29 protein-coding genes are annotated in these 22628 nt (G+C 55.3%); 16 read left to right on the top strand and 13 right to left on the bottom strand.

Annotation, left to right across the window (positions count from 1 at the left end):
• Positions 1-21 precede the first annotated feature (21 nt).
• The 3 genes from LOC70_RS21310 to LOC70_RS21300 form a co-directional block, all read right to left on the bottom strand.
• Complete coding sequence (locus tag LOC70_RS21310; RefSeq protein ID WP_230255989.1) at positions 22-492, bottom strand: response regulator; 471 nt, start codon at positions 490-492, stop codon at positions 22-24.
• Positions 485-982 (bottom strand): nucleoside deaminase, encoded by a 498-nt coding sequence (locus LOC70_RS21305; protein ID WP_230255988.1) that lies wholly within the window; start codon positions 980-982, stop codon positions 485-487. The genes LOC70_RS21310 and LOC70_RS21305 overlap by 8 nt, the downstream gene beginning before the upstream one ends.
• Positions 983-1308: 326 nt before the next feature.
• On the bottom strand, positions 1309-1506 hold the full coding sequence (locus LOC70_RS21300) for a zinc ribbon domain-containing protein (protein WP_230255987.1): 198 nt from the start codon (positions 1504-1506) through the stop codon (positions 1309-1311).
• A gap of 251 nt (positions 1507-1757) precedes the next feature.
• On the opposite strand from LOC70_RS21300, the gene LOC70_RS21295 reads away from it, so the two are divergent.
• The 5 genes from LOC70_RS21295 (at position 1758) to LOC70_RS21275 (ending at position 4446) form a co-directional block, all read left to right on the top strand.
• Positions 1758-1976 carry a hypervirulence associated TUDOR domain-containing protein gene (locus tag LOC70_RS21295; RefSeq protein WP_230255986.1) on the top strand — a complete coding sequence of 73 codons (219 nt, stop codon included), beginning with the start codon at positions 1758-1760 and terminating at the stop codon, positions 1974-1976.
• Positions 1977-2013: 37 nt separating this feature from the next.
• Entirely contained in the window at positions 2014-2820 is an 807-nt protein-coding gene (locus tag LOC70_RS21290; protein ID WP_230255985.1) for an SDR family oxidoreductase, read from the top strand.
• A gap of 59 nt (positions 2821-2879) precedes the next feature.
• Entirely contained in the window at positions 2880-3365 is a 486-nt protein-coding gene (gene dps / locus LOC70_RS21285) for a DNA starvation/stationary phase protection protein Dps (protein ID WP_230255984.1), read from the top strand.
• 58 nt (positions 3366-3423) lie between these two features.
• Positions 3424-3684, top strand: coding sequence for a GlsB/YeaQ/YmgE family stress response membrane protein (locus tag LOC70_RS21280; RefSeq protein ID WP_230255983.1), 261 nt, complete (start codon positions 3424-3426; stop codon positions 3682-3684).
• A 279-nt stretch (positions 3685-3963) separates the two neighbouring features.
• Positions 3964-4446 (top strand): pyridoxamine 5'-phosphate oxidase family protein, encoded by a 483-nt coding sequence (locus LOC70_RS21275; RefSeq protein ID WP_315857323.1) that lies wholly within the window; start codon positions 3964-3966, stop codon positions 4444-4446.
• Between the two features lie 139 nt (positions 4447-4585).
• Here the strand turns inward: LOC70_RS21275 and LOC70_RS21270 are convergent, their stop codons facing one another.
• The 5 genes from LOC70_RS21270 to LOC70_RS21250 form a co-directional block, all read right to left on the bottom strand.
• Positions 4586-5614 (bottom strand): AI-2E family transporter, encoded by a 1029-nt coding sequence (locus LOC70_RS21270; protein ID WP_230255981.1) that lies wholly within the window; start codon positions 5612-5614, stop codon positions 4586-4588.
• Entirely contained in the window at positions 5614-6843 is a 1230-nt protein-coding gene (locus LOC70_RS21265) for a mechanosensitive ion channel family protein (protein ID WP_230256221.1), read from the bottom strand. Before LOC70_RS21265 ends, LOC70_RS21270 begins: the two co-directional genes overlap by 1 nt.
• Positions 6844-6956: 113 nt before the next feature.
• The gene (locus LOC70_RS21260) at positions 6957-8231 is read right to left on the bottom strand and encodes a DUF2254 domain-containing protein (protein ID WP_230255980.1); all 1275 of its coding nucleotides are present in this window, start codon (positions 8229-8231) and stop codon (positions 6957-6959) included.
• On the bottom strand, positions 8228-9760 hold the full coding sequence (locus tag LOC70_RS21255; RefSeq protein WP_230255979.1) for a mechanosensitive ion channel family protein: 1533 nt from the start codon (positions 9758-9760) through the stop codon (positions 8228-8230). The genes LOC70_RS21260 and LOC70_RS21255 overlap by 4 nt, the downstream gene beginning before the upstream one ends.
• Positions 9761-9877: 117 nt before the next feature.
• Positions 9878-10531 carry a hypothetical protein gene (locus tag LOC70_RS21250; RefSeq protein ID WP_230255978.1) on the bottom strand — a complete coding sequence of 218 codons (654 nt, stop codon included), beginning with the start codon at positions 10529-10531 and terminating at the stop codon, positions 9878-9880.
• A 147-nt stretch (positions 10532-10678) separates the two neighbouring features.
• Here LOC70_RS21250 and LOC70_RS21245 point away from each other — a divergent pair, with 147 nt between their 5' ends.
• Positions 10679-11755: a YheT family hydrolase gene (locus LOC70_RS21245; RefSeq protein WP_230255977.1), complete on the top strand. Its 1077-nt coding sequence runs from the start codon at positions 10679-10681 to the stop codon at positions 11753-11755.
• A gap of 183 nt (positions 11756-11938) precedes the next feature.
• On the opposite strand, the gene LOC70_RS21240 is transcribed toward LOC70_RS21245, so the two are convergent.
• The 3 genes from LOC70_RS21240 to LOC70_RS21230 all read right to left on the bottom strand — a co-directional run bounded on the left by LOC70_RS21240 (position 11939) and on the right by LOC70_RS21230 (position 13431).
• Entirely contained in the window at positions 11939-12997 is a 1059-nt protein-coding gene (locus tag LOC70_RS21240; protein WP_230255976.1) for a PDDEXK nuclease domain-containing protein, read from the bottom strand.
• Positions 12994-13158 carry a hypothetical protein gene (locus LOC70_RS21235; protein ID WP_230255975.1) on the bottom strand — a complete coding sequence of 55 codons (165 nt, stop codon included), beginning with the start codon at positions 13156-13158 and terminating at the stop codon, positions 12994-12996. The genes LOC70_RS21240 and LOC70_RS21235 overlap by 4 nt, the downstream gene beginning before the upstream one ends.
• A 66-nt stretch (positions 13159-13224) precedes the next feature.
• Complete coding sequence (locus LOC70_RS21230) at positions 13225-13431, bottom strand: MerR family transcriptional regulator (protein ID WP_230255974.1); 207 nt, start codon at positions 13429-13431, stop codon at positions 13225-13227.
• A 109-nt stretch (positions 13432-13540) separates the two neighbouring features.
• Here LOC70_RS21230 and LOC70_RS21225 point away from each other — a divergent pair, with 109 nt between their 5' ends.
• On the top strand, positions 13541-14422 hold the full coding sequence (locus tag LOC70_RS21225) for a GIY-YIG nuclease family protein (protein WP_230255973.1): 882 nt from the start codon (positions 13541-13543) through the stop codon (positions 14420-14422).
• 195 nt (positions 14423-14617) lie between these two features.
• Here the strand turns inward: LOC70_RS21225 and LOC70_RS21220 are convergent, their stop codons facing one another.
• Entirely contained in the window at positions 14618-15100 is a 483-nt protein-coding gene (locus tag LOC70_RS21220) for a DUF1269 domain-containing protein (RefSeq protein ID WP_230255972.1), read from the bottom strand.
• Positions 15101-15157: 57 nt separating this feature from the next.
• Positions 15158-15646, bottom strand: coding sequence for a TIGR03067 domain-containing protein (locus tag LOC70_RS21215; protein ID WP_230255971.1), 489 nt, complete (start codon positions 15644-15646; stop codon positions 15158-15160).
• Positions 15647-16165: 519 nt separating this feature from the next.
• Here LOC70_RS21215 and LOC70_RS21210 point away from each other — a divergent pair.
• The 9 genes from LOC70_RS21210 (at position 16166) to LOC70_RS21170 (ending at position 22491) form a co-directional block, all read left to right on the top strand.
• Positions 16166-16597: a CsbD family protein gene (locus LOC70_RS21210; RefSeq protein WP_230255970.1), complete on the top strand. Its 432-nt coding sequence runs from the start codon at positions 16166-16168 to the stop codon at positions 16595-16597.
• Positions 16598-16599: 2 nt separating this feature from the next.
• Positions 16600-16986: a hypothetical protein gene (locus LOC70_RS21205; RefSeq protein ID WP_230255969.1), complete on the top strand. Its 387-nt coding sequence runs from the start codon at positions 16600-16602 to the stop codon at positions 16984-16986.
• The gene (locus LOC70_RS21200; protein ID WP_230255968.1) at positions 16983-17186 is read left to right on the top strand and encodes a hypothetical protein; all 204 of its coding nucleotides are present in this window, start codon (positions 16983-16985) and stop codon (positions 17184-17186) included. The genes LOC70_RS21205 and LOC70_RS21200 overlap by 4 nt, the downstream gene beginning before the upstream one ends.
• A gap of 8 nt (positions 17187-17194) precedes the next feature.
• Positions 17195-17680 carry a phage holin family protein gene (locus LOC70_RS21195; RefSeq protein ID WP_230255967.1) on the top strand — a complete coding sequence of 162 codons (486 nt, stop codon included), beginning with the start codon at positions 17195-17197 and terminating at the stop codon, positions 17678-17680.
• Between the two features lie 6 nt (positions 17681-17686).
• Positions 17687-17968, top strand: coding sequence for a hypothetical protein (locus LOC70_RS21190; RefSeq protein WP_230255966.1), 282 nt, complete (start codon positions 17687-17689; stop codon positions 17966-17968).
• 112 nt (positions 17969-18080) lie between these two features.
• Positions 18081-18431, top strand: a complete 351-nt coding sequence (locus LOC70_RS21185) for a DUF4235 domain-containing protein (protein ID WP_230255965.1) — start codon at positions 18081-18083, stop codon at positions 18429-18431.
• A complete protein-coding gene (locus LOC70_RS21180; RefSeq protein WP_230255964.1) occupies positions 18428-19636 on the top strand; it encodes an amidohydrolase in 1209 nt (402 codons plus the stop codon). Before LOC70_RS21185 ends, LOC70_RS21180 begins: the two co-directional genes overlap by 4 nt.
• 98 nt (positions 19637-19734) lie before the next feature.
• Positions 19735-20853 (top strand): glutamate--cysteine ligase 2, encoded by a 1119-nt coding sequence (locus LOC70_RS21175; protein WP_230255963.1) that lies wholly within the window; start codon positions 19735-19737, stop codon positions 20851-20853.
• A 171-nt stretch (positions 20854-21024) separates the two neighbouring features.
• Complete coding sequence (locus LOC70_RS21170; RefSeq protein WP_230255962.1) at positions 21025-22491, top strand: sigma-54-dependent transcriptional regulator; 1467 nt, start codon at positions 21025-21027, stop codon at positions 22489-22491.
• Positions 22492-22628: the final 137 nt, after the last annotated feature.

Raw genomic sequence — 22628 nt, 5'->3', positions numbered from 1 at the left:
CAAGAGACGACGCGATTCCGACTACGCGGAAATGCTGCTCCCGTCCGCGTATCGTTGATGCAGCCAACGGCTGGTGGCAATCATTTTCAACGTGACGCTGAGTTGCTTGACAGAGATGGGCTTGGGTAGGAAGTAGACACCGACATACTGCCGAGCTCGCAATGCCGTTTCCTTGCTGGCGACGGTGCTTGTCACCACGACTGGCATGGTTGCGATTCTTGGATCATCTGAACGTCGCATCTCTTCCACCAATTCAAACCCGCTCCACTTTGGCATCTCAACATCGGTCACCACCGCATCGAAGTCACCCGAGTTCAATAGTTTGAAAGCTTCGTAACCATCGGTTGCCTCGACCGACTCGACCTCCAGATCGGACAAAATTCGTGAGACGATCACTCGCATCACCGAAACGTCGTCGACGATCAATACTTTGCGTAGCCCCAATGTGGACAAAGATAATTGTTCCGCCACTTGCACATTCAACTCAACCATCTTGAGTCTCCTTCTTGCGATGATTGATTAACAAGGCCGAACAGTCGTACTCCAACACCCCACCGATCAATTCGATCGACGGTTTGAGGTGCGACTCCAATTCAGCGGCCGGCAATCCCAACGTTCCGAAATTGGCCGCCTCGATTGTGCCAGCGGACGCCCCAAAAACAACGTTCTGGATTCCTGACAAAGCGATTGCCGAGAGGCACATGGGACATGGTTCACCGCTGCTGACCAGCCAAGTGCCTGAGAGGTCCGGCGAGTGCAAACGCTTGCCAGCTCGGCTGAGAGCCAAGACCTCCGCGTGTGCCGTTGGATCGTTGCGAGAGGCGACTTCGTTGTGAGCGATCGCGACTTGCGATCCGTCGTCACGAAACACACCTGCACCAAAAGGATGTTCGCCTCGCGCCACACCTTCGACGGTCACGGCAAGCACCGACTTCATCCATTGACGAAGCAGCTTGCTATCGATGTTCCACGAGGGGTTCATTGCAGTGGGATGCCAGAAGAAGTGATTCGAACGACGGTCGATGAAACCTCATCCGAGCGTCAGTACGGAAAGGTTTACAACGTTGTTGAAAACGCAAGTAACGTGCCGCGGACGAAACAGACGCTCGATTTACAACCTCAGCAACGACGAAATGATGGAATGCAAATGCGTTTGTATCGCCACCTCGCCCCAAGCCAAAAACCGAACGCGCGCCAAGCCAGTTGATTCGTTGTTTCGCGTCGGCCGGTAGAGGGGCAAGTCAGACAGGACGGTCGCAGTGACCGCGGTTGCCAGACGGCTTTCCGGACAACCTGATCGCTCTTCGCTCAATCCTTCGCCGCCTGCTTGTCGTGAGAGTTCGCCGACAGTGGCTCGTGACGTATGGGAGTGATCCCGCCGGGGTGTTCCACGTAGATCTTTTCGCCGCATTTCGGACAGGCTGGCACGCGATCGTCCACCTCTTTGCCGCACTGAGGACAGGCAACGTGGTTCAACGGCACTTGTTCATTCGTTGATTTCGACATGATTCTTTCGTTGGTGAAAGGAATTGATATTGGCTGGCTCAAAAACTGTTTTTTGAGGTGCCCGTGAGTTTTCGCTGCGACTCACAGGATGAAAACAAGCAAGCAAGGATCGAGCCAAATCGATCCGCTTGATCTTTGGCCCACCAGTTGCGTTGATGGTCATGCCAATCGAGATCAGCTTTTTCATGTCGCTGAGACACGGCCAAACCGACGTGTCGCGATGCTTCCCAATCTTTTAACGAAACCAAGTCATGGGTCAGAAATTCCAAGTCAACCAATACGTCGAGTGGAACTACGGCGGCGGCACTGCCAAGGGCCAAATCAAAGAGTCGTACAAATCCAAAGTCACCAAAACCATCAAAGGTAACGATGTGACTCGGAATGCAACGGATGACGATCCCGCCTACTACATCGAACAGGAAGACGGCGATCACGTCCTGAAAAGCGAAAGCGAACTCAGCGACGCTTGAGTCTCAACCACATCACTCCCTACAGGAGCAACCGACCATGTCACGCAAAGCAATCGTCACCGGCGGCAGCACCGGGATCGGCCGAGCCACCGCAATTGCATTGGCTCGTGCCGGTCATGATGTCGCAATCACCTACGCTCACGGCGAAGAGGAGGCTCACCAAACTTCCGAGATGATCGCCAAAACGGGCCAAAGGTGCGTCGTCAAAAAGCTCGACCTTTCAAACCCCGAGACCGCCGATCCGGTCGTGGATGAAATGGTTGACGAATTGGGCGGCCTTGACGTTTTCGTCAGCAACGCCGGGATGATGGTCAACAAGACCATGCCTGAGTTGGATGTCGAGACAGCGACCAAACTGTTCCACGTCAACACGATTGGTGCAACGCTCGCGATCCAGCGGGCTGCCGGGCACATGTTGCCCGAAGGCCTGAAAGGACCCAGACGCGAAACGCCGGGACGAATCATTGTTGTGACCAGTGTTCACGAAGCGATCGCGAATCCAAACGACACGCTTTACACGATGAGCAAACACGCTCTTGGCGGTCTCGTAAAGTGTCTGGCGTTACAGCTTTCTCCGTTGAACATCACGGTCAACTCAGTGGCTCCTGGCGAGATCGCGACCCCGATGAATGACATGGATCCCGATGACGCGATGAGTTCGCACCGGGATGCCATTCCCGTTCGGCGTGTTGGCCATCCGGATGAAATTGCTGCCGTGGTGACCTTTCTCGCCGGTGACACGTCTGGGTTCGTCACCGGTGCCCGCTGGCCCGTTGATGGAGGCTTCGAAGCCGCAACACCATTGGCGGCAGAAGCGTTTCGCAAAAACCTGCTGGCGAGCTAGTCAGCATTCAACCCATTTTTTACGGCAGCTTCTGCCACTTCCTTCCAAGAGATTTCAAAATGACTACCAAGACCTCTCCCTTCGCTCGCGACATTCTGAACGACGACAAGTCCGAAAATGTTGCGGGCATTCTGCAAGACAACCTCACCAATCTGATCGACCTCGCCCTGTTGATGAAGCAGGCACACTGGAACGTGGTGGGAACGAACTTCCGCAGCATTCACCTGCAACTGGACGAGATCATCGTCACGGTGCGCGACGCCAGTGATGAAGTGGCCGAACGCATTGCGACGCTCGGCGTCCCCGCTGACGGACGTTCGTCGACCGTCGCTGCGGAAAGCGATGTCGAGAATTATCCCGCTGGATTCGTGAAGGTTCCTGAAACCATCTCACGCGTTGCGGATGCAACGAAACAAGTCATCGACTCGTTGCGTGACGCCATCGAGAAACTGGGCGAGCTGGACGCCATCAGCGAAGACATGCTGATCGCCATCTCCGGTGAGCTCGAAAAACACTTGTGGATGTTGCAGGCACAAGAAGCCTGAATCTGCACAAGAAACCTGAATCGAATCATCAACTGACTCAAACTGAGTGGAGTATCAAATGTTAATTCCAATCATTGGCTGGATCGTGTTCGGTCTGATCGTCGGCGCAATCGCTCGCTTGCTCTACCCCGGACGTCAAGATCTGGGTTTTGTCAAAACCATTCTGCTCGGCGTCGTCGGGTCGTTCGTCGGTGGCTTTCTGGCGTTCCTCCTTTTCGGCGGATCCGCAATGCAGGCTTCCGGATGGATCGGGTCGATCATTGGAGCCGTCCTCGTGCTAGCGATCGCCGCTCGCTGGGGAAGCCCACGGGCCGTCTAGTCAAACCCAGCAAGTCGTCATCGCTCGGCCCAATTTTGGACGTTCCATTCGACTGGCACGAGAAAATCGCGAGGGGGAAACCTCTCGCTTTTTTTATGTCTTCATGAAAAGTCCACAACGAGTTGCGATCGTTGGCCTCTGCTTTGCTCTCTTTCCTATCGAAACCTCAATCTTCCAACGAAGCCATCTGCGGTGAGGCCAAGACGCGGTTCCGAATCGACGAAATATTCGATCGCCGCGGTGATTGAGATGCCTCGCCGCGACAACTTAGGAGAAACCATGGACACTCAAAAAAAGCTGATCGATCTGATCCAAGATTTCGACAACTCGATGCTCGTGACAAAAACCGATGACGGCGGACTGGACGCCCGTCCGATGGCGATCGCCGAGGCAACCGAAGACGGTCACATTTGGTTCGTGACCAGTCGCAACTCCGGCAAGATCGCTGAACTGATGCTTGATCGCGACGTCGCGGTCACCATGCAAAGCTCCAACAAGTTCGTCACCCTGTCCGGCGAATGCCGCGTGATCGACGACCGGAGCAAAATCAACGAGCTTTGGAAAGAAGCCTGGAAGGTCTGGTTCCCGGAAGGCAAGAACGATCCAGACATCACGTTGCTGCGAGTCGAGCCTGAACGAGGTGAATACTGGGACAACAGCGGATTGAGCGGCATCAACTATCTGATCAAAGCCGGCACCGCTTACGTCAAAGGCGAGCGTGCCGAGACCGACGAAAAGATCAACGCGACGGTCAAGATGTAGTCCACTCGCAATTCAACAAGCGATCAACGCAACGGGCCCCGACGTGCAAGAACGTTCGGGGCCCGTCTTCGTTTCACTCCGCTACCGACGTCTCAGGCATGCCGTTGCGTTCGCACCGCACAAGGAAAGATGCGGGGAATCATGCCTCCAACCATTCCTCGACATACAGTCGGTTAATCCACAGCATCGACACCGCGACCATCGGCGTTGCGAACACCACGCCCCAGAAGCCAAAGATGATACCCCCAAGAATTTGGGCCAGGATCACCATTGCCGGAGGAAGCTCGACTTGGCGTTCTTGAATCATTGGCGTGATGAAGTAGCTCTCGACGGTTTGAATCGCCAAATAGAGCACCAAGACAGCGACCATCGCCGATGTTCCTTCTTGGAAAGAAAGCAACAAAGCGGGAACGACCGCCGCGACGCCACCAATGTTTGGAATGAAGGTGACCAAACCGGCAAACACGCCGAGTTCCAGCGGCATGGGAACACCAATGAAACTCAAACCCACTCCGAACAGAATTCCCACCAAAGCCATCGCGATCAGCCGGCCGATCATCCAACGCCAAAGCGTTTCACTCGAATCTGACATCAACTCGGAAACATGGGTACGCCACGACAGCGGTAGCAATCGAATCACCCCGACTCGATACTTTTCCGGACTGACGGCGAAGTACAACGCCAAGAAAAACAGGATCAGCACATCCACCAAGCCGCCGAACGTCGAGGTGAAGAAATTCTTCAGCAGACCGAGCGACTTGCCGGAAGACGGCATCATCGAAGGCAACTCTTCTTTCTCGGGCAGTTGCTCGCCGATCACCGGTTGATCACGAAGTGTTTCGACGCTTTCTTGAAATGACTCTTGAATTCGATCGCGAAACTGCATGGTTTTCTGCGCCGCCGAATTCGCGAATGAGTAGGTCGTCAGGCCGGCCAACAAAAGCAAGCTGGCGATCACCAAACTCACCCGTCCGGTTTGTCCTAAGAAACCAGGTAGCCACCTCGCGAGCTTTTTCGCCATAGCGTTCAAGACCACGGCGATCAAAACCGCACCGAAGATCAGCGGCAGCAGATCCCGAGCCGCGACCATCAACGCGCTCAAAGCGACAAAAACCAACACCACGGCACACGCGAGCAACACCCGCCGAACAAAACTTGAGCCTTCCATCAAACATCGTCTCCTTCGTTGTCCATGTTTGCGGAATCCGCTTGGCCGCTCGTGTCACAACGAAAGCCCAAGTGTTCCGGGTTCTTGAATGTCAACGTTCGATACGGGAACGGGATTTCAATTCCAGCCGCATCCAATTCGCGTTTGATCGCCGCAACCACTTCATCGCGGCTCCGACGAAGATCCACCGGTTTGGATCCCGTCCACCACGCGACCTCAAAGTTGATGCTCGAGCTGGCGAATTCTTGTGCGAACACTTCGACCGTTCGTTTGCCCTGCACCGAATCGCAACTCTGCACCGCTTTCAAAATCACTTCTCGCGATGCATCCACGTCTTCGTCGTACGCCACGCCGCAGATGATTCGAACTCGGCGTTGTGGTTGACTGGTCAAAACATCCACATTGTTCTTGAACAATGTCGCATTGGGAACGACCGCCAATTCACCATCCAATCTGCGAATGATCGTGTTGCGAATCGTGACTTGCTTCACTTCGCCGGTGACCTCCTCGCAAGTGATGAAATCGCCTCGGTCGAAAGGATAGTTCCACAGGATCAACACTCCGGCGAAGAAGTTTTCAAAGATGTCCTTGAAGGCAAAACCGATGGCAACGGATCCCAAACCGAGCACGGTCAAGGCTTTGGATGGCGTCATCCCCGGAAACGCGACCACGGTCGCCACCAGCAATCCCACGATCCAAATCGCGATGGACGCCATTTGGTTGATCAAGTCCTTCAAACTCACACGCATCCCACGTCGATCCAAGACGCGATGCGTCGCCCAACTGACGCCCTTGGAAAGCAGGCTGGTGATCACCACGATCAGCAATGCCGCCAGCAGCAACGGCGATCGTTTCAAAAAGTCGGTCCAGAGTGAGCCCAGGGAGTTCGACACCACATCGCGGGTTGATTCCAAATCCACCGCACTATCGACCGACAATTCGTTGATCACGGCGACCACGTCCTCCGTCTTCCTGGCGACGTTTTCGGCCCATTGTCGATGTTCTTCCGTGTCGGCTTGGCCCTGCAGCGTCACGATGCCGTTGCTGATTTGCACCTCGGCACCTTGTAACCACCCCGCCTCGGTCGCCGACGAATAAATGCGACTTAAACGCTTTCGGATGGCCTCATCGTCAACGATATCGGTGACCGCAACCGTGTCCACGGGTGCGTTGGATTCGAGAACCGGCTCTTCCTCCGCCGCTTCTTGTCCCAACGAGACAGAGGTCATCAGCAGCCAAGCAGCCACCAGCACGAAACAACGATTCTTCAACGATCTATCCTTCCAAAGATTGTATCGGCAAACGAATGCCGGACCGACGATGCGTTGCAAACGCACGTCCATCAGCGTTCACACTCGCCATTGCGTGCGTTTTCTAGTTCGGCGACGGCGTCTTCGATCAACGAGTTCAGTGTCTGGCTTTTGGAGATTTCCAAAACTTGCTGCATCGACTGAACGAAGTACTGGCTCGCGTTTCGGTCTTCTTTGACATAAGGCAACAACTGCCGAAGCATTGCTTCAACGAAGTCCTCGCGAGTCACGTTGGTGGTGATGATCCGCAATTCGTCTTGCTCATCAATGCGAAAGCGAGTCGGGATCTTTCGTTTCGAAAGTTGCACCAAACCGTCCGACAACCAATCCATGCATTGCATCGCGGTGAATGGGTCATTCACTCCCGGTGACAACGCCCTGGTAGCAACCTCGACGAACTCGTCTAGAATGAAAAACACATCTTGAGTTGGCGTTCGCGTGTAACCAAAAGCGAAACCGTGTCGCACTTCGTCGGCACGTTCGTCGCTCCAAGTCTCACACCGCGAAACTTCGGCGATCAATTCGTCTCGACGCACAAAGTCACCAGGGCGTTTCTTCAGCCGGACCACCACGTCGTGCTTCTTTGCGAAGCTCATCAATTCGTCCTCATCGACACCCTGCAAATACCCGGCGACGTCCGATCGAACCGTGTGCAGGAAATCATCGATCAGCGTCGGGACGCTGTCGACGTCGGACATGCCTTCGCCCAAAGTCTCCGGATACAACTCGTCGAACTTGGCCGACATATCGGTCGCCAATCGTCGCAGCACCGTCGAGATGTGAATGCTGTCGGGAACGTGGTGAATGAAGTAGATCAGTTCCGCCACGCTGAGAATGGTCAGTACCAAACCAATCAGCAGCGACAACTGCGGCACGAATGCCTCCACGGCGTCACTTGCGTCCTCAGGAACGGAACCGCCCCGAACGACTTTCAACACCAACAAGCAATACAAAAAGGTCGCGACAAATGTCCCCAACGTGACCTGGTTGCCTCGATCCCGCATGAAATTGTCAAGCAACCGCGGTCCAAAATGCGAGGTCGCGTGGGACACCGCCAAAATAGTCAGCGAAAACGTCACGCCGGCAACGGTGATCATCGATCCCGCCACGGTTGCCAACAACGCTCGAGCACCGTCCGGCTGGTTCATCGAACTAAACCAGAAGTCTTGCAACCACTCGCTCCCGACCGTCCGGTCCAACCAAATGGTGAATTGCGACAACATGATCGCGGTCAGCACCATCAAAGACGGGATGAACCAGTAGCTGCCTTGAATGCGATAAATCCATTGTTGAAGAGACGCTCTCATGCGATCAGATTCGCCTCGTCATCGACGTCTTCCGTCGCTCGCAGCACGTCGTCCTGTTCCGGCTTCAAGTCGCCTTCTCCGACGGACGTTTCCGGTTCGCGAGCCGGCTTGGTCTTTTGTTTGTTTTTCACTCGTCCATTCAAGGTCTCGTTAACACCACCCATGCCGGCTAGGCTGCCCTCGTTCTCATTCGATGAACGCTCCATCAATTGCACGGGGACGCCCTGCGGGAATACCAATTCGCGAGCCTCATCCGGCATCGTGATTTCCGCGTCGGTCAATCGTTGTTTGACCAAACGAATGACACTGCTGCTGACTTTCAACGGCGAGTGACTGGTTTGATCGAACCAGTAGTAAACGCGAAGATTCACGGTCGCCGACCCGAGCGATTCAACAATTGCGATAGGTGCGGGATCAGAAACCACGCCGACGTGCTCCGTCAAAACCTCCATGACAATTTCTTGCGCTTCCGCGATCGAGTCTTCAAAACCAATTCCAATCGCGAAGTCCTGCCGGCTCAGCGGCGTTGCGGTGTAGTTGATGATTTTGCCTTTGTAGACCGTGCTGTTGGGCATCTGGATCTGGTTGCCCTCCAGCGTGTTCAGAACCGTCCCGCGAGTCGTCACCTTGCGGACAAACCCTTTTGCACCTTCCACCTCGATCAGGTCACCCACGCGGAACGGATGGTTCAGCGATAGCAAAATGCTAGCAAGATAGTTTTCCGCAATGTCTCGGAACGCGAAACCGAGAGCCAGACCCACCAACCCGGTACCGCCCAGCACGGTCACGGCCAATCGCGTCAGCCCCGACACACGCAGCGCGATGTAGATCCCAATGATAAAGATCAACACGCCAACGACGTTGCCAACGACCTGACGCAACAAGGCACTGTCGATCCGGTTTCGCGAAAGCCAGCGAGTCATTCGAGCGCCGGCGATTGCCAGCATGTAGAACAGCACCGTCACGGCGATACCAACGATCACCAACGGCAAGACGCCCGTCGTTTCTCGGCCGAGCTGTTTCAGCGAAGCGATCGCCGGTGCGAAGTTCCAAAGCGGTGGTTCAGCGACCGACAGACGATTGACCACGGCCACCACGTCCGATGTTTTGATCGCGGTTGCTTCTGCCCATTCTCGATGTGCTTTGGTGTCGACGGTTCCCGATAGGAAGGCCACACCGCGATCCACTTTGACTTCTGGGTCCGTGAACCAACCCGTCGCGCGCATGATTTCTGTCAATCGATTTTCTATCTTCTCGTCGCTATTGACCGGTTCGACTTGGACTTCATCCGCGATTTGGACATCCTTCGCCGAATCGCCTGCCTCGGCACCGGTGACCTCCGCTGCCACTTCTTCCGCGGTGGGCGTTTCGTCCTGTGCCGATAGCACTCCGACGGAGCACAACAGGCAAACCAACACCCAAACGCAGAACACAAGATGAGTGCGAATGGTCGGACGTGATTGCTCAAACAACATGGGCAGTGCGAAAGAAGAGATGCGGAGCGAGTAGAGAGTGGCAGAACAAAGCAAAGAATGCATGCCACGGAAAGACAACAGGGAACTCGTTCAAAGGTCCCACTGTTGATTCAGACGTGACCCGCGAACTGCAGAGCACGAGGGGCAAACAACGAACAGAACAACCGGTGATTAGAAATCGACTCGGTTGTTCTTGCTGTCGAACCGGGCTTCGTAATCAATCTGGACCAGGTAGTCCTTCAAAGCCACCAATTCACGCGTGTCCAATTCATCACGAATCGACTCGATTGCTTCTTCGATTCGCTTGACCATGCGGTGAACCTTGATGAAGTCGAATTCGCTGTAGTCGGCTTCTGGGTTGCTGCGTTTTGCCAGAGTCTTTTCGATCGGACGACGGTACGGCTCCAACACGGGGCTGTCCAAGGGCTCGGGCCAGTAGATCTTGCCCGAGTCACGTTGGATCTGATTGTCACTCAAGCGATCGGGCTTCTTCGAGTTGGCAATCTTCATTCGTTCTGATGCTGACAGACGGTCCTTTTCCAATTGCTCTTCGCGAAGTTGCTTCAGGTCGTAATACAGCTCCACTGATTCGCGTCGGTTTTCCAGTTGTTTGTCGATGGCTTCCTGCAATCGAACGGCAGACAACGAACGCAATGCGGCGCCGCGTCCCAAACCTTCGGCAAGGTCGCCCTGCGATTCTAAAATGTCGCCGGTCGCCGTGGCGGCTCCGTCGGTATCGAACAAACCGTCATCGGCGGTGATTGGGAGCGAGGTCCAAGTTGCGACACTGATCGCAACGAACGTGAATGCCAGAAAACGTTTCATGATTGTGTTCCAGTTGAGACGGAATTTTTCGAGGGTTTGGAGACCTGAGGGGATCCTCGCAAACTCCGCGCCAATCCCGTTTGGCGTGCAATTCGCTTCTTGTTATCGCGACGGCCAATCCTCTTCATCGCACGCGGAAACATCGCCATGTCCGATCTCACGACCGAATCCCTTTCGATCAAGAGCGACGCTGCTGAACGCATTGATGGCATCGATCCATTTCAACCACATCCACTTTGCCGAGGCGGTTGGTTGCAAACAATCAGCGTCAAATGGATGAAGCCTGAACTCTCGCTGGACACCCGAGACGACGCGGTTTCGATTTCCGTTCCCGACGATCACACGCCGCCGGATGAGATGAGCGGCCACTACTTTCCCGCCACAGACCGCAACGACTCGGACGCCCAATCAAGTTCGCGACCATTGGTTCTGGTGTTCCATGGCATGGGTGGTCACGCTCTCAGTCGTTACATGCGATCGATGGCTGAACGACTCAACCACAACGGATACGACGCTCTGCTGTGGAACCACCGCGGTGCGGGGCAGTCAGCATCCAAGTGCAGACGCTATCACCATCCAGGTTTGACCGCCGATGTTTGCCATCTGATTGAACACCTGAAAGCTGAACGACCAGAGTGGACTCGAAACGGCCTGGCCAGCGTCGCGTTCTCACTGGGAGCCAACCTTCTACTGAAGTATCTGGCCGAAGAAGGCGAGCAGAGTGATCTCAAAGCAGCCATCAGTGTTTCGGCACCGATCGACATGGAAATCACGTCTCGAAATCTGCAAACCGGTGCGAATCGTCCGTTCGACCAATACCTGCTTCACAAGCAACGCGATGAATTGCTGCGCAGCAACGCAAAGCTAACTGACGCCGAACGAGACATCCTGAATCACGTCACAAGCGTTTGGGAACTGGACGATCGTTTCACCGCACCGCGATTCGGATACTCAGGAGCGGAGGAATACTACGCCGAGAATTCGGCCATCGACACGTTGGATCAAATCCGAACGCCCACGTTGTTGCTTCATGCCAACGACGATCCGGTCGTGGATGCGAATGTTTTCCGCGATGTCGAGTGGTCGCAAAACGACAACCTATACCCGCTGCTGTGCGAATCCGGCGGCCACACCGGCTTCCTCGATCAACACCGAGAACGCTGGCACGAAAAAGCCGCCATCACGTTCCTAGACCAAATAGAGAATTCGCCGAAGCCGACCTAGATCTGAACGTCGGATTTACCACGCTCGACCAAGTTTTCCTTCAAGTACTTCGTCTCGATGGGGCAATTGTTTTCTCGCTTGCTCCAGTCTCAGAGATGCCGATAGCCCAGGTACTTGTGGTGTGATTTGTCCGTGAAGCGTTTGGCCACCCCAATTTAGGTTTGTCGTTCTGATTGCGACTGTTCAGGCATCGCTGGCGTCTTCCTGATCCATGAGGGCCTTGGCTCGGGCGCGTTCGATCGATTCGTGTAGCTTTTGCCGCAACAATTCTGGACTTGGTAGCTGGGTCATGTATTCGGCCACGCGGATATTCGCTTCATCCAGTCGTAAAAGTTCGACGTGTTCTTCGTTTTTCCCACTGCATAGAATCAGTCCGACCGGCAGATTCTCTCCCTCCACACGCTCGTGTTTCTCCAAGTAGCGGAGATACAGCTCCATCTGGCCTTTGAACCCGGCTTCGAATTCACCGATCTTCAGGTCGATGGCGACCAAACACTTGAGTCTGCGGTGAAAGAACAGCAGGTCGATGTAGTAATCCCGATCATCGATCACAATTCGTTTCTGTCGAGCGATGAAGGCGAAATCGGTGCCCAGCTCGGTAATGAAGCATTGCAATTCGGCCAGTATGGACGATTCCAGGTCGTTTTCGCTGTAGGTGTCGGCGAGCCCCAAGAAGTCCAGCACGTAGGGATCACGAAACGCAAGATCAGCAGACACTTTTCCGTCAGCACGAAGGATCTCCAGATCGCTCTGGATTGTCTTTTCCGGCTTCTTCGAGATTGCCGTCCGTTCATAGAGCATCGACTGGATCCGCTCGTTGAGCTGCCGCGTCGACCAGCCTTCCAAACGGCACATTTCCGTGTAAAACTCGCGTTTGAGCGGATCCTCGATGAAAATGATCTTTCTCAAATGGGTCCAGCTCAACTGTGTACGCAGTGCGTACACAATCTCACGGTCCGGAAAAGCCTCGACGGCGCGAAGACAATGTCGAAGGGTAGACACGCCCCATTTGCGACCGTATTCAGCGGTCAGAACGTTGGCGAGCTGAGTGACAATTTCACGGCCATACTCAGCTCGCTGACCACCAAGCATCTCGCTGATCGCACTCCCGACGTCCCAGTAAAGCATGGTCAGCTCCGCGTTGACGGCAACTGCTGCACGCTGCCGTGACTGGTCAATGAGCTGCCGGATTTCAGGCAGCAGCGTTGATTCGATGAGCATCAGTTCTTGCTTGTCACTCATATCAACCTCGTTTTTGCGGTGAGCAGCTCCTGCATCATCCCCTGCTTGAGCATGACCGTCTTTTCGCGGAGTCGCTTCAAGGCGACTATCTCGGCGTCCATGTCGGAGAGAACTTTGGCGATCGCCGTTAGTTCGTTTGGACGCGGAATTTTCAGCGTCACGTCTAACAAGAACCGGCCGTTTGCAAGGACGCACGTTGTGTAGGACACCTCTCAAGTGATTTTCTGCTACTTAGGACGCTTGATAGTTGTTGGTTGGTCGAGCTGTTTTAAGAACTGCTCCAGGTCCGATTTCTTGAACAACCGGTATCCGTTTGCTGGGTTGCGTCGCATGGGAATGTCACCGCTCTCAGCCCACTTGCGAAGCGTGTTTTGCGCTACGCCGAGGATCTCTGCTGCTTCGGCCGTTTTCACGTACTCACTTAGCTTTGGCATCTAGCGACTCCCGTTGTGTTGTTCGGATCAACCTCGCATCTCCAAGTCTACCAAAGTCTGCACGACTGCGATATGCTCCAGGCCTTCGTATCGCAGTAGAGAGAATGCAATGACGACGCCGACCGCCAAGACCATTCAAATCTATTTGCCCACGGGCGAGCCACGTGGAATCCGCATTGCGGAAATTACGACGCGTATTGTTCAGGCCGTTTTAATTCCTCGCAGCGATCTTGCTCAAGGCAAGCAGCGCAAGGAACTCGATCTACCGGGAATCTACTTCTTGTTCGGAGAAGACGAAGAGGGCGCGAAACCGATCGTCTATATCGGCCAAACAGAAGACGCCCGCAAGCGATTCGATAGTCACAACAAGACCAAGACCTTTTGGAAGACGGCGGTTTTCTGTGTGTCCAAGACTCAAAACTTCACGCAAGCCCATATTCGATATTTGGAATGGTACTGCATGCAGAGAGCAAAAGAGGTCAATCGTTATGCGCTCGACAATGGCCAAGTACCTGACGACTCGACTTACGTTCCCGAACCCATGGAAGCGGAACTGCTGGACGTGTTTGAAACCATCAACACTTTAGTTTCAACGCTCGGCTACCCGGTTTTCGAACCCGTATCGAAGACAGTCGGCCAAACACCTCTGTTCTTTATTCGGTCCCGTGGATGCGATGCATCTGGCGAATTGGTTGAGGATGGGTTCGTCGTGATGGAGGGAAGCCGTTCCCGCACCGGACAAACGCCGACAGCTCCCGAATCTGTTCGATCGCAACGCCAACGAATGGTTGAGTCAGGGGTCTTGGAGGAACGTGGTGGCGTCTATCACTACTTGCAAGACTTTTTATTTTCGTCACCAAGCGCTGCTGCCGGTGTTGTGTTGGGGGCGAGCGCAAACGGTTGGGTTGAATGGAAAGACCAAAACGGTACCACGCTGAGCGAAATTCACCGAGATACGAACGAGATCGATAGCGTATCAGCCGACGCTTAGCGACGTGGCCACACCGGCGTCTTCGATCAACACCGAGAACGCTGGCACGAAAAAGCCGCCATCACGTTCCTGAACCAAATCGAGAATTTGCCGAAGCAATGATGGCCAGACAGCAAAAAACGCCAGCGAGTGAACCCCAAGCATTTGGGCCCTCCACTCGCTGACGTTTCACGTCGGCAAATATCGAATCGGCAACTAGGCCTGGTAGCGATCGACGGAGACTGGGTCGCAGGTTTGCAGGGTTTGTGCCGCGGCATTCAGCTTGGGATTGTCTCCCTCGATGACGACCAACGACGATCCTGCTTGCAGGTTCTTTTCGTAGCTGGCGGAAGCTTTGTCGTCTAAACCCCAGCTCTTCACAGAAGCCAGCAGGCCACCGCCCACAGCGCCCGCGGCCATTCCCGCGATGGGCCCCGCGACTAAGAACGGTCCAATCATCGTGGGTGCAGCCAGCAACGCTCCGATGGCACCACCAGCGAGCGTCGCCGCTCCGGTTGTTTTCTCGCTGGGCGGCGAGTCCGCGATGCCGCCGTCGCCTCCGTTCAGTTCATTGGCTGAATCGGACGCGGTGACAACGCTGTAGTCTTGCGGTGAATAGCCGTCTTTGCCGAGTGCCTCAAGTGCAATGGCGAGCTTTTCACGATTCGCGAATTCCGCGACTAAACATTGCTGTTTCATCTTCTCGTTCCTTTCGTTGATCGTCTGCTGATGTGCTCGTTTGCGATCCGACTCGAATCAGTCTTCACGTTCAGCTTCGAACAGCATCGTCTTGTTTTCCTTGGTGGACTTGAATTTGGTGGGACGTTCCGCACCGGGAAGGGCGTAGCACAACTCGAACTCGTCGCCGTCTTCGATCTTGATGATGCCCAAGGACTTCATCGGCGGCATGCCCTTCATCTCAGTCATCATGTCGATGTGAACAGGCTTCTTGGTCTCGTCCAGCGTGAACATGGCTCGATACACCTCACGTTGGTCTTTGTCGTAGGTGATGATCACGTTCTTTTCGATTTTCATGACCGTGCCTTCCAATTCCTTCTCCGGAATTTCTTCGCCTTGATTCACACCTTCCTCCACCTCCCACACTCCCATCAAACGTTGCTTGAGAGATCCGGTGTGCTCCTCAGCGGATAGCGAAGCCAGGCCGAACGGCGTCAGGCCGAACAGAGCCAGACACAATGCGGCGATGGCTGGAACAGTGGCGATCGAGAATTTGCGTTTCATCATTCTTTCCTTGGGGTTTGACCCTGTGCTTTGATTGATCATCAGAATTGACTGCCGGACACTTGGCGGACGGCTGTGCGTTCACAGTGCTAACCGGCTATTCGTTCACTCTGCTGGAACGCAATCGCCATACCGCTGATGACGCGCGAGCTGAGTTTGAAAGTTCGCGATGGTCATTCAATGTGCATTTCCGAAGCATTTGATCGACGATCAACCAAGCTGGTCGCAACTCACACGCAGACGCAGCCATTTGCACCCCCGAAACGCGGATCGACGGCCCTGTCGTGAATAACTGATGAGAATCAAACGCCGCCGCTGACGGTTTTCGACAGAACTTTGTTCGTGCGAGAAATTTTGCGGACCACGTTTCGGAATTGGCCCGCCATGTGCGTCTGTTGTTCCAACGCTTTCAGAACGAAAGCCTCCGCCGACCGCGACAACATCCTTTCGATGCAGCTTCCAAAGCTTGCTTGGCGAATCGGCGTCACAACACCGAACACTCAATCAATGGGAGAGCCAACGATGGTTAACCGACAAGAATTGCAGGGACACTGGAACGAAGTCAAAGGTCGCCTGAAAGAGCACTGGGGACAGTTGACCGAAGATGACCTCCAACAAGCTCGCGGATCCGCCGAGCAGTTGGTAGGCGTCGTTCAACAAAAGACCGGTGCAACACAAAACGAAATCGAGAAGTTCCTCGACGGGGTGTTGAATCGCAACTTCGGCGATCAAGCCTCGGAGACCGTTCAGCAATATTCGGACGCCGCACAGGCAGCCGCTGCGGATGCTGCAGCCTACGCACGTCAGAACTACGAACGCTTCGCATCGCGATCGGGCGAGTACGGTCAAAAGTTGGCTGACACGGTCCGCACGCGACCTGGCGAATCTCTGGCCATCGCATTTGGGCTGGGAATCGCCGCAGGTGCATTGCTGTTCTTCGGCAACAAGAAGTGATCATGGCAACGACACTTGCTACCGAAAAACAGGCCGCCGCGATCAAACAGCGAATGGCCGAGATCCGCACCGAACTTCCTTACGAAGTCGACGACGCTCGCGTGCGAGTGAAACAGTTGACGGATTGGAAGTACCACATGAAGCGGCATCCACTGCCGTTGCTGGCCGGCGCCGCGATCTTGGGTTACTTGGTCGTTCCTCACAAACGAACGCCCGAGCGAATCATCATTCGTGAAACGCCTTCGCAGTCCGGTCAATCCACTCCCGAGCCAGCCAAGAAGGGGTTGGTGGCTGGTATCGCGGGAACCGTGATGACACTTGCACTGCGTCAGGCCGGATCCGTCGCGGCCAATCAACTCAGCCGCCTTTTGACCCAACGAAACTCATGATTGCTCCCGCTCATTCACAACCACCGCGACGCATTCAGATGGTCTCGGTGCACTCCATCCCGGAACAAGAGTCCGACGATCCATCATCGACCAAACTCGACGTGGTTCGCTGCTCCGTTGCTAAGTATCCAGCCGCATCGTTGGTCGCCGCCGGAGCCGTGGGCATCGCTTTGGGTTGGTTGGTGAAACGCCGCCCATAGAGAATCCCATGTCTTCCAATTCCAGTATCCAAAACGTTCTGCGTGACGTGCTCGATCTTTGCGAACTGCAAATGCAGTTGCTGTCGGTCGACGCTCAAGCCGCCAAGCGAAAGCTGACAACCGCGGTGATCTTTTCTGTGGTTTCGATGGCCCTGGCGGGATCGGCGTTGACCGTTTTGATGATCGGCCTCGGATTCGTTTTGGGCGAGTTTTCTGAGCTCTCCACCGGGGCCTCGTTATCGATCGTTGCCGTCGTGTTCTTCGCCGTCGTTGGCGTGTTCCTGTTCATTGCCGCCAAGGCAGTGCAGGCCGCGGCACAAGCGATGAGCGAGACCAAATCGGAGCTTGCCGAGAACGTCCGATGGCTGAAAGCAACCATGTTGTCGCCGTCCACGTCGGCTCGCAATCAACTTCGTCGCGAATCGTTCCAAACGCACGGATCGTCGCAACGGTACTACACGCCAGATCCTGTTTCCCCTCTCTCTCAAAGGTAATGACCCATGACAGATACATCGACAAAGCAAACATCGCAAAGCAATCCAACCGGCACCTCGTCGAGTAACAGTGAAGCCAACGGCATGTCACAACATGCTCGCGAGGCTGCCGACCGAGTCAGCCACAGTGCGGTCGAGTTCAGCCGTGACGCGGCTCAGCACTACGTGCGTGAACCCGCGCAAGACATCTTCGGACTGATGAAGTCGTACGCCAAGGACAACCCAGACGTCGCTGCATGTTGGGCGTTTGGAATTGGCGTTTTGGTGGGTTGGAAACTCAAGCCCTGATCCCGACGTCAGACGCGGAGAACATCCGCACTTTTAAACGCTCTATCGCAGGAGCCTTCCACACGGGAGCAATCGGTGACGGTTGCTCCCTTTTTCGCAAAGGAACGAACTGATGCAAGAACAACTCGAACAACTTAAGGACCGTGCAACCGACTTCTTAGACTCGGATCATGACGGCGGAAGTGCCGAAGCCGACGGCCGTAACGCTGGCATCGGCCAAGGTGAAAACATGCTGGCATTTGCCACCGCGATTGGCTGCACCTTTCTGGTCCGACAAGGTTTGCAATATGGTTGGCGAGCCGCGCTCAAACGTGACCCGCCGAAGAACCCAACTTCACACGAAGTGGCTTGGCGGGAGGCGTTGTTGTGGGGTGCCGTCTCCGGAGCCATCGTTGGCGCCGCTCGCATCGCATCGCGACGAGCATCGTCCAGTGCTTACCGCTCGTTTCGGTCGACCCCATGATCACCGGCGAAGCAATCTCCGATCGCGTTTCCAAGCTCGCTCGGTCGGGGGCAATCAAGATGCGGGAGGTACGTCGTTACCTGCACCGCTATCCCGAATTGTCCGGCTACGAGTACCGAACGACGGAGTTTCTGGGAGAGATCATTCGCGACCTCGGGTTGGAACCAACCATCGCCGAAGATTCCCGAGGACTCTTCGTTGACATTGGTCCAGAAAAGGACTTGGGACGCACCGCGATTCGCGCCGACGTGGATGCTTTGCCGATTCAGACTTCGGTGCAGCACGAATATGCAAGCGGTACCGACCAAGTCATGCACGCCTGTGGTCACGACGCCCACGCCGCGATGGCTTATGGTGCCGCGGTCATCTTGAATGAGATGGCAAACGAAGGCGTCCCGGTCAACGCGCGGATCATCTTCCAACCGGAGGAGGAAACTAGCCGCGGCGGTTTGCACATGATCCGCTCCGGTGCTCTTCAAGGCGTCCACTCCGCCATCGCCTTGCACGTTGATCCGACTCGTCCCGTCGGCACGATCGGCGTGCGCGAAGGTGCTTTCACGGCGGGTTGCGATGTGTTTCAGGTGGAGATGTCAGGGCAGGGCGGACACGGGGCTCGCCCTCACCTCACCGGCGATCTGGTCGGAGCCGCCGCGCAATGGGTCATGGATGTGTACCGACGCGTGCCTCGCTCGACAGACGCCCGCGATGCGGTTGTCTTGAACGTCGGCAGCATCCATTCAGGCAACGCGGCGAACGTGGTGCCCTCCACCGCAACCATGCACGGAACTCTGCGAACGCTTTCCAACGAGAGTGCTCAACAAGCCAAAGACATGATGGCCGAAATTTCGCGTTCCATCGCCACGATGCATCATTGCCGGATCGATTTGGACTTCGGTCAACACACACCGCCCGTGATCAACGACCCGCAAATCTCCCGTTGCTTGCGGAACGCTGGACAAGAACTCCTCGGCGAAAGCAACGTTCGCGACATCGCTCAACCCAGCATGGGCGCCGAAGACTTTTCTTTCATCGCTCAACAAGTTCCCGCCGCGATGTTTCGACTGGGAGTCGCCGGCATCGACTTGGGGAGCGAACCACTCCACACGCCTAAGTTCGACATCGACGAATCGTCACTGCCGATCGGCGCCAGCGTGCTTGCTCTCGCGGCCATCCGTCGGACCAGCGGTGACTGCCAAGACCAATAACCGCGAATGGTTGTTTTCGACTTCGCTTCTATTTTTTTCCCCTTGCCCATGCCGCGTCCGGTTTCCAATCGGCGGCGAGCTTCCTGATTGGAGATCCGATGAACTACGTCATTCCCACGGTCGGCGTCGAAGAAGAGTATCAATTGGTCGATCCGAAAGACGGATCCTTGATTCCCAATTGCAAACAGGTGATGCAAACCATTCGTCGCAGCGGCGGTGAGGAGAAGGCTCACTCAGAGATTCAACACGAGTTGCATTTGAATCAAATCGAGATGGCTTCGGAGGTTTGCGAATCGTTGGAACAAGTCCGAGACACGCTGAACCAAACCAGGCTGATGCTGGTCGACGCGGCACGCACCAACGAGTCTGAACTGGCGGCCGCCGGCACCAACCCGCTCCCCGTTCCAGAAGACGACGCGTTGACACCCAAAGACCGCTACCAAGCGATGACGGATCGGTATCAACAGATCGCTCGTGACCTGTTTATCTTCGGCTGTCATGTTCATGTTGCAATGGATGATCAAGACCTCGGGATACGGGTGATGAATCGTTGCCGTCGTTGGCTGCCCATCCTGCAAGCCATCACCGCGAACTCGCCTTTCTGGAATGGCGTCGACACCGGTTACGCGAGCTATCGTCGCGAGTTGTGGGCGCAGTGGCCGATGGCGGGCCCGCCGGCGCACTTTGATTCGCTCAGCGATTACCAAGACTGCGTCGATCAACTGATTCGCAGCGGTGCGATCAAGGACGAGAGCTTTCTGTACTGGGACATTCGACTGCCGACCCGCGTTCCCACGATCGAATTTCGAGCCGCCGATGTCATGACCAAGGTCGAAGAGACCGTCGGTTATGTCGGCCTGATTCGCGCCATCGTCATGCACGCGATGGACGCGGAACGACAAGCGATCGATTTCCAACCGATTCGGCCGTCGGTCCTCTCCTACGCCATCTGGCATTCGGCTCGATATGGAATGACAGAGGATCTGGTCGACGCGGAATCGTGTGAGAAAGTCCCGGCCGGTGAACTGCTGGATCGAACCATGGACGTGCTGGCTCCCGCACTCAAAGCCACCGGGGAAGCCGGGCCGGTGGAGCACTTTGCCAACCGCCTTTTGAGCGATGGAACGGGTGCCGATCGTCAGCGACGTGGTTCTGATTTGTCCAACATCGTGACGCAGGTCGTCGCGGAAACCGTGCCCAACGTGATTCCGGCGTGAAAGTTGGCCCAGAAATTGCTCGGCGATCAACCAAACTGATCGACAAACGATTTTGAACACGATAATCTACAACCGCCCAGGTGATCTCTTATGCCAGCAGGCACCGCAACCGAAGCTTCCCCGCACGATACGGGCAGCCAACCCGCACCTCGTTCGAAATGGTCCAAATCCATGCCTAATCTTCTCGTCATTGATGACGACCGAACGATTTTGGCCCTCGCCGAGAAAGCCTTGGCTCCCATCGCGGATATCTCGGTCGCGGCGAATGCGGCGGACGGCTTGGAGTTGCTTCGCAGCCAAGAATTCGACGCGGTTCTGCTCGACATTCAGCTTCCCGATCAGAACGGATTGGCGGTTTACTGCGAAATCCGTGAGCACGATCGACGAATCCCGGTCATCTTCATGACGGTGGAAGCCGCCAGCAAGACTGCAATCGAAGCGATGCAGCTGGGAGCGTTCGATTACATCGCCAAACCGCTGAACGTCGAATCGCTTCGTGATTTGGTCGAAAAGGCGATTGAGCAACGCCAAATTAGCAGCGTTCCAGTTGCGATCTCAGCCGACGCGGAAGGCGACGGCAATTCCGCCGAGCTTTTCATCGGTCGATCGCCAGTCATGCTGGACGTTTTCAAAGCAGTCGGCAAAGTTGCGAAGCAAGACGTGCCTATTCTCGTTCGCGGCGAAAGCGGAACGGGCAAAGAATTAGTGGCTCGTGCGTTGTTCCAATACAGTCATCGCAGCGACGAGACCTTCCTGGCGGTTAACTGCGCGGCGTTACCAGACAATTTGCTGGAGAGCGAACTGTTCGGTCACGAGAAAGGTGCCTTCACCGGTGCCGAATCACGTCGCATCGGTAAGTTCGAACAGTGCAACGGCGGCACGTTGTTCCTCGACGAAATCGGTGACATGGCACCAACCGTCCAAGCCAAAGTCTTGCGGGTGTTGCAGGAGCAACGCTTCGAACGTGTCGGCGGCAACAAGGAACTGAAGACTGACGTGCGGATCATCGCCGCAACGAACCGACCTTTGGAACAAATGGTCGAAGACGGTGACTACCGCGAGGATTTGCTCTATCGCCTGAACGGCGTGACGATTGAGCTTCCGCCTCTTCGCGATCGTCTGAGTGACGTGCCAGCGTTAATTCGATTCTTCTTGGCGCAAGCCAAACAGGAATTCAACAAACCGGATTTGGAAGGCCTGTCGCCAGAGGCGGTCGAATTACTGACCTCCTACGATTGGCCTGGCAACGTTCGTCAATTGCGCGCAGTGATTCGTCGCTGTGTATTGGACACGGTGATGCCCGTCATCACACCCGATGTGCTTCCTGACGCGATTGTCGGCGGCAAGGGAAAGACGGATTCCAGTGATGGAGGTTCCGCATCACAAGAAGCCGAAGCGAACGCACCCGGCAGTCAACTGCCTCAGTTGGTGCAACGTTTGCTCGACGAAAAGTCGACCGACGTTTATGGGGAAGCCATGGAGTACATGGAGCGTTTCGTGATCCTGCAAGTGCTGCAAGCGACGGATGGCAATCAAAGCCAAGCCGCCGAAATCCTTGGCATCACACGCGGCAAACTTCGTGACCGGATCAACACATACAACATTGTGTTGAAGAGCGATGTCGCTGTGAAATCTTGAGTCGTCTGGACCAAGATTTCTTCTCGATGCACCGCCGATCGTCATTTGCCTCACGTCAATAAAACATGTCGGCGGATTTCCCACCTCATCCCATCTCACAACTCTCGCGGGAAGAATCGCTTTCTTCCCGCATGAAC

Origin of the sequence: Rhodopirellula halodulae, assembly GCF_020966775.1 — a bacterium.
Taxonomy (GTDB): Bacteria; Planctomycetota; Planctomycetia; order Pirellulales; family Pirellulaceae; genus Rhodopirellula; species Rhodopirellula halodulae.
The sequence above is the reverse complement of the archived record's forward strand: the minus strand, read 5'-3'. Positions and strand labels throughout refer to the sequence as shown.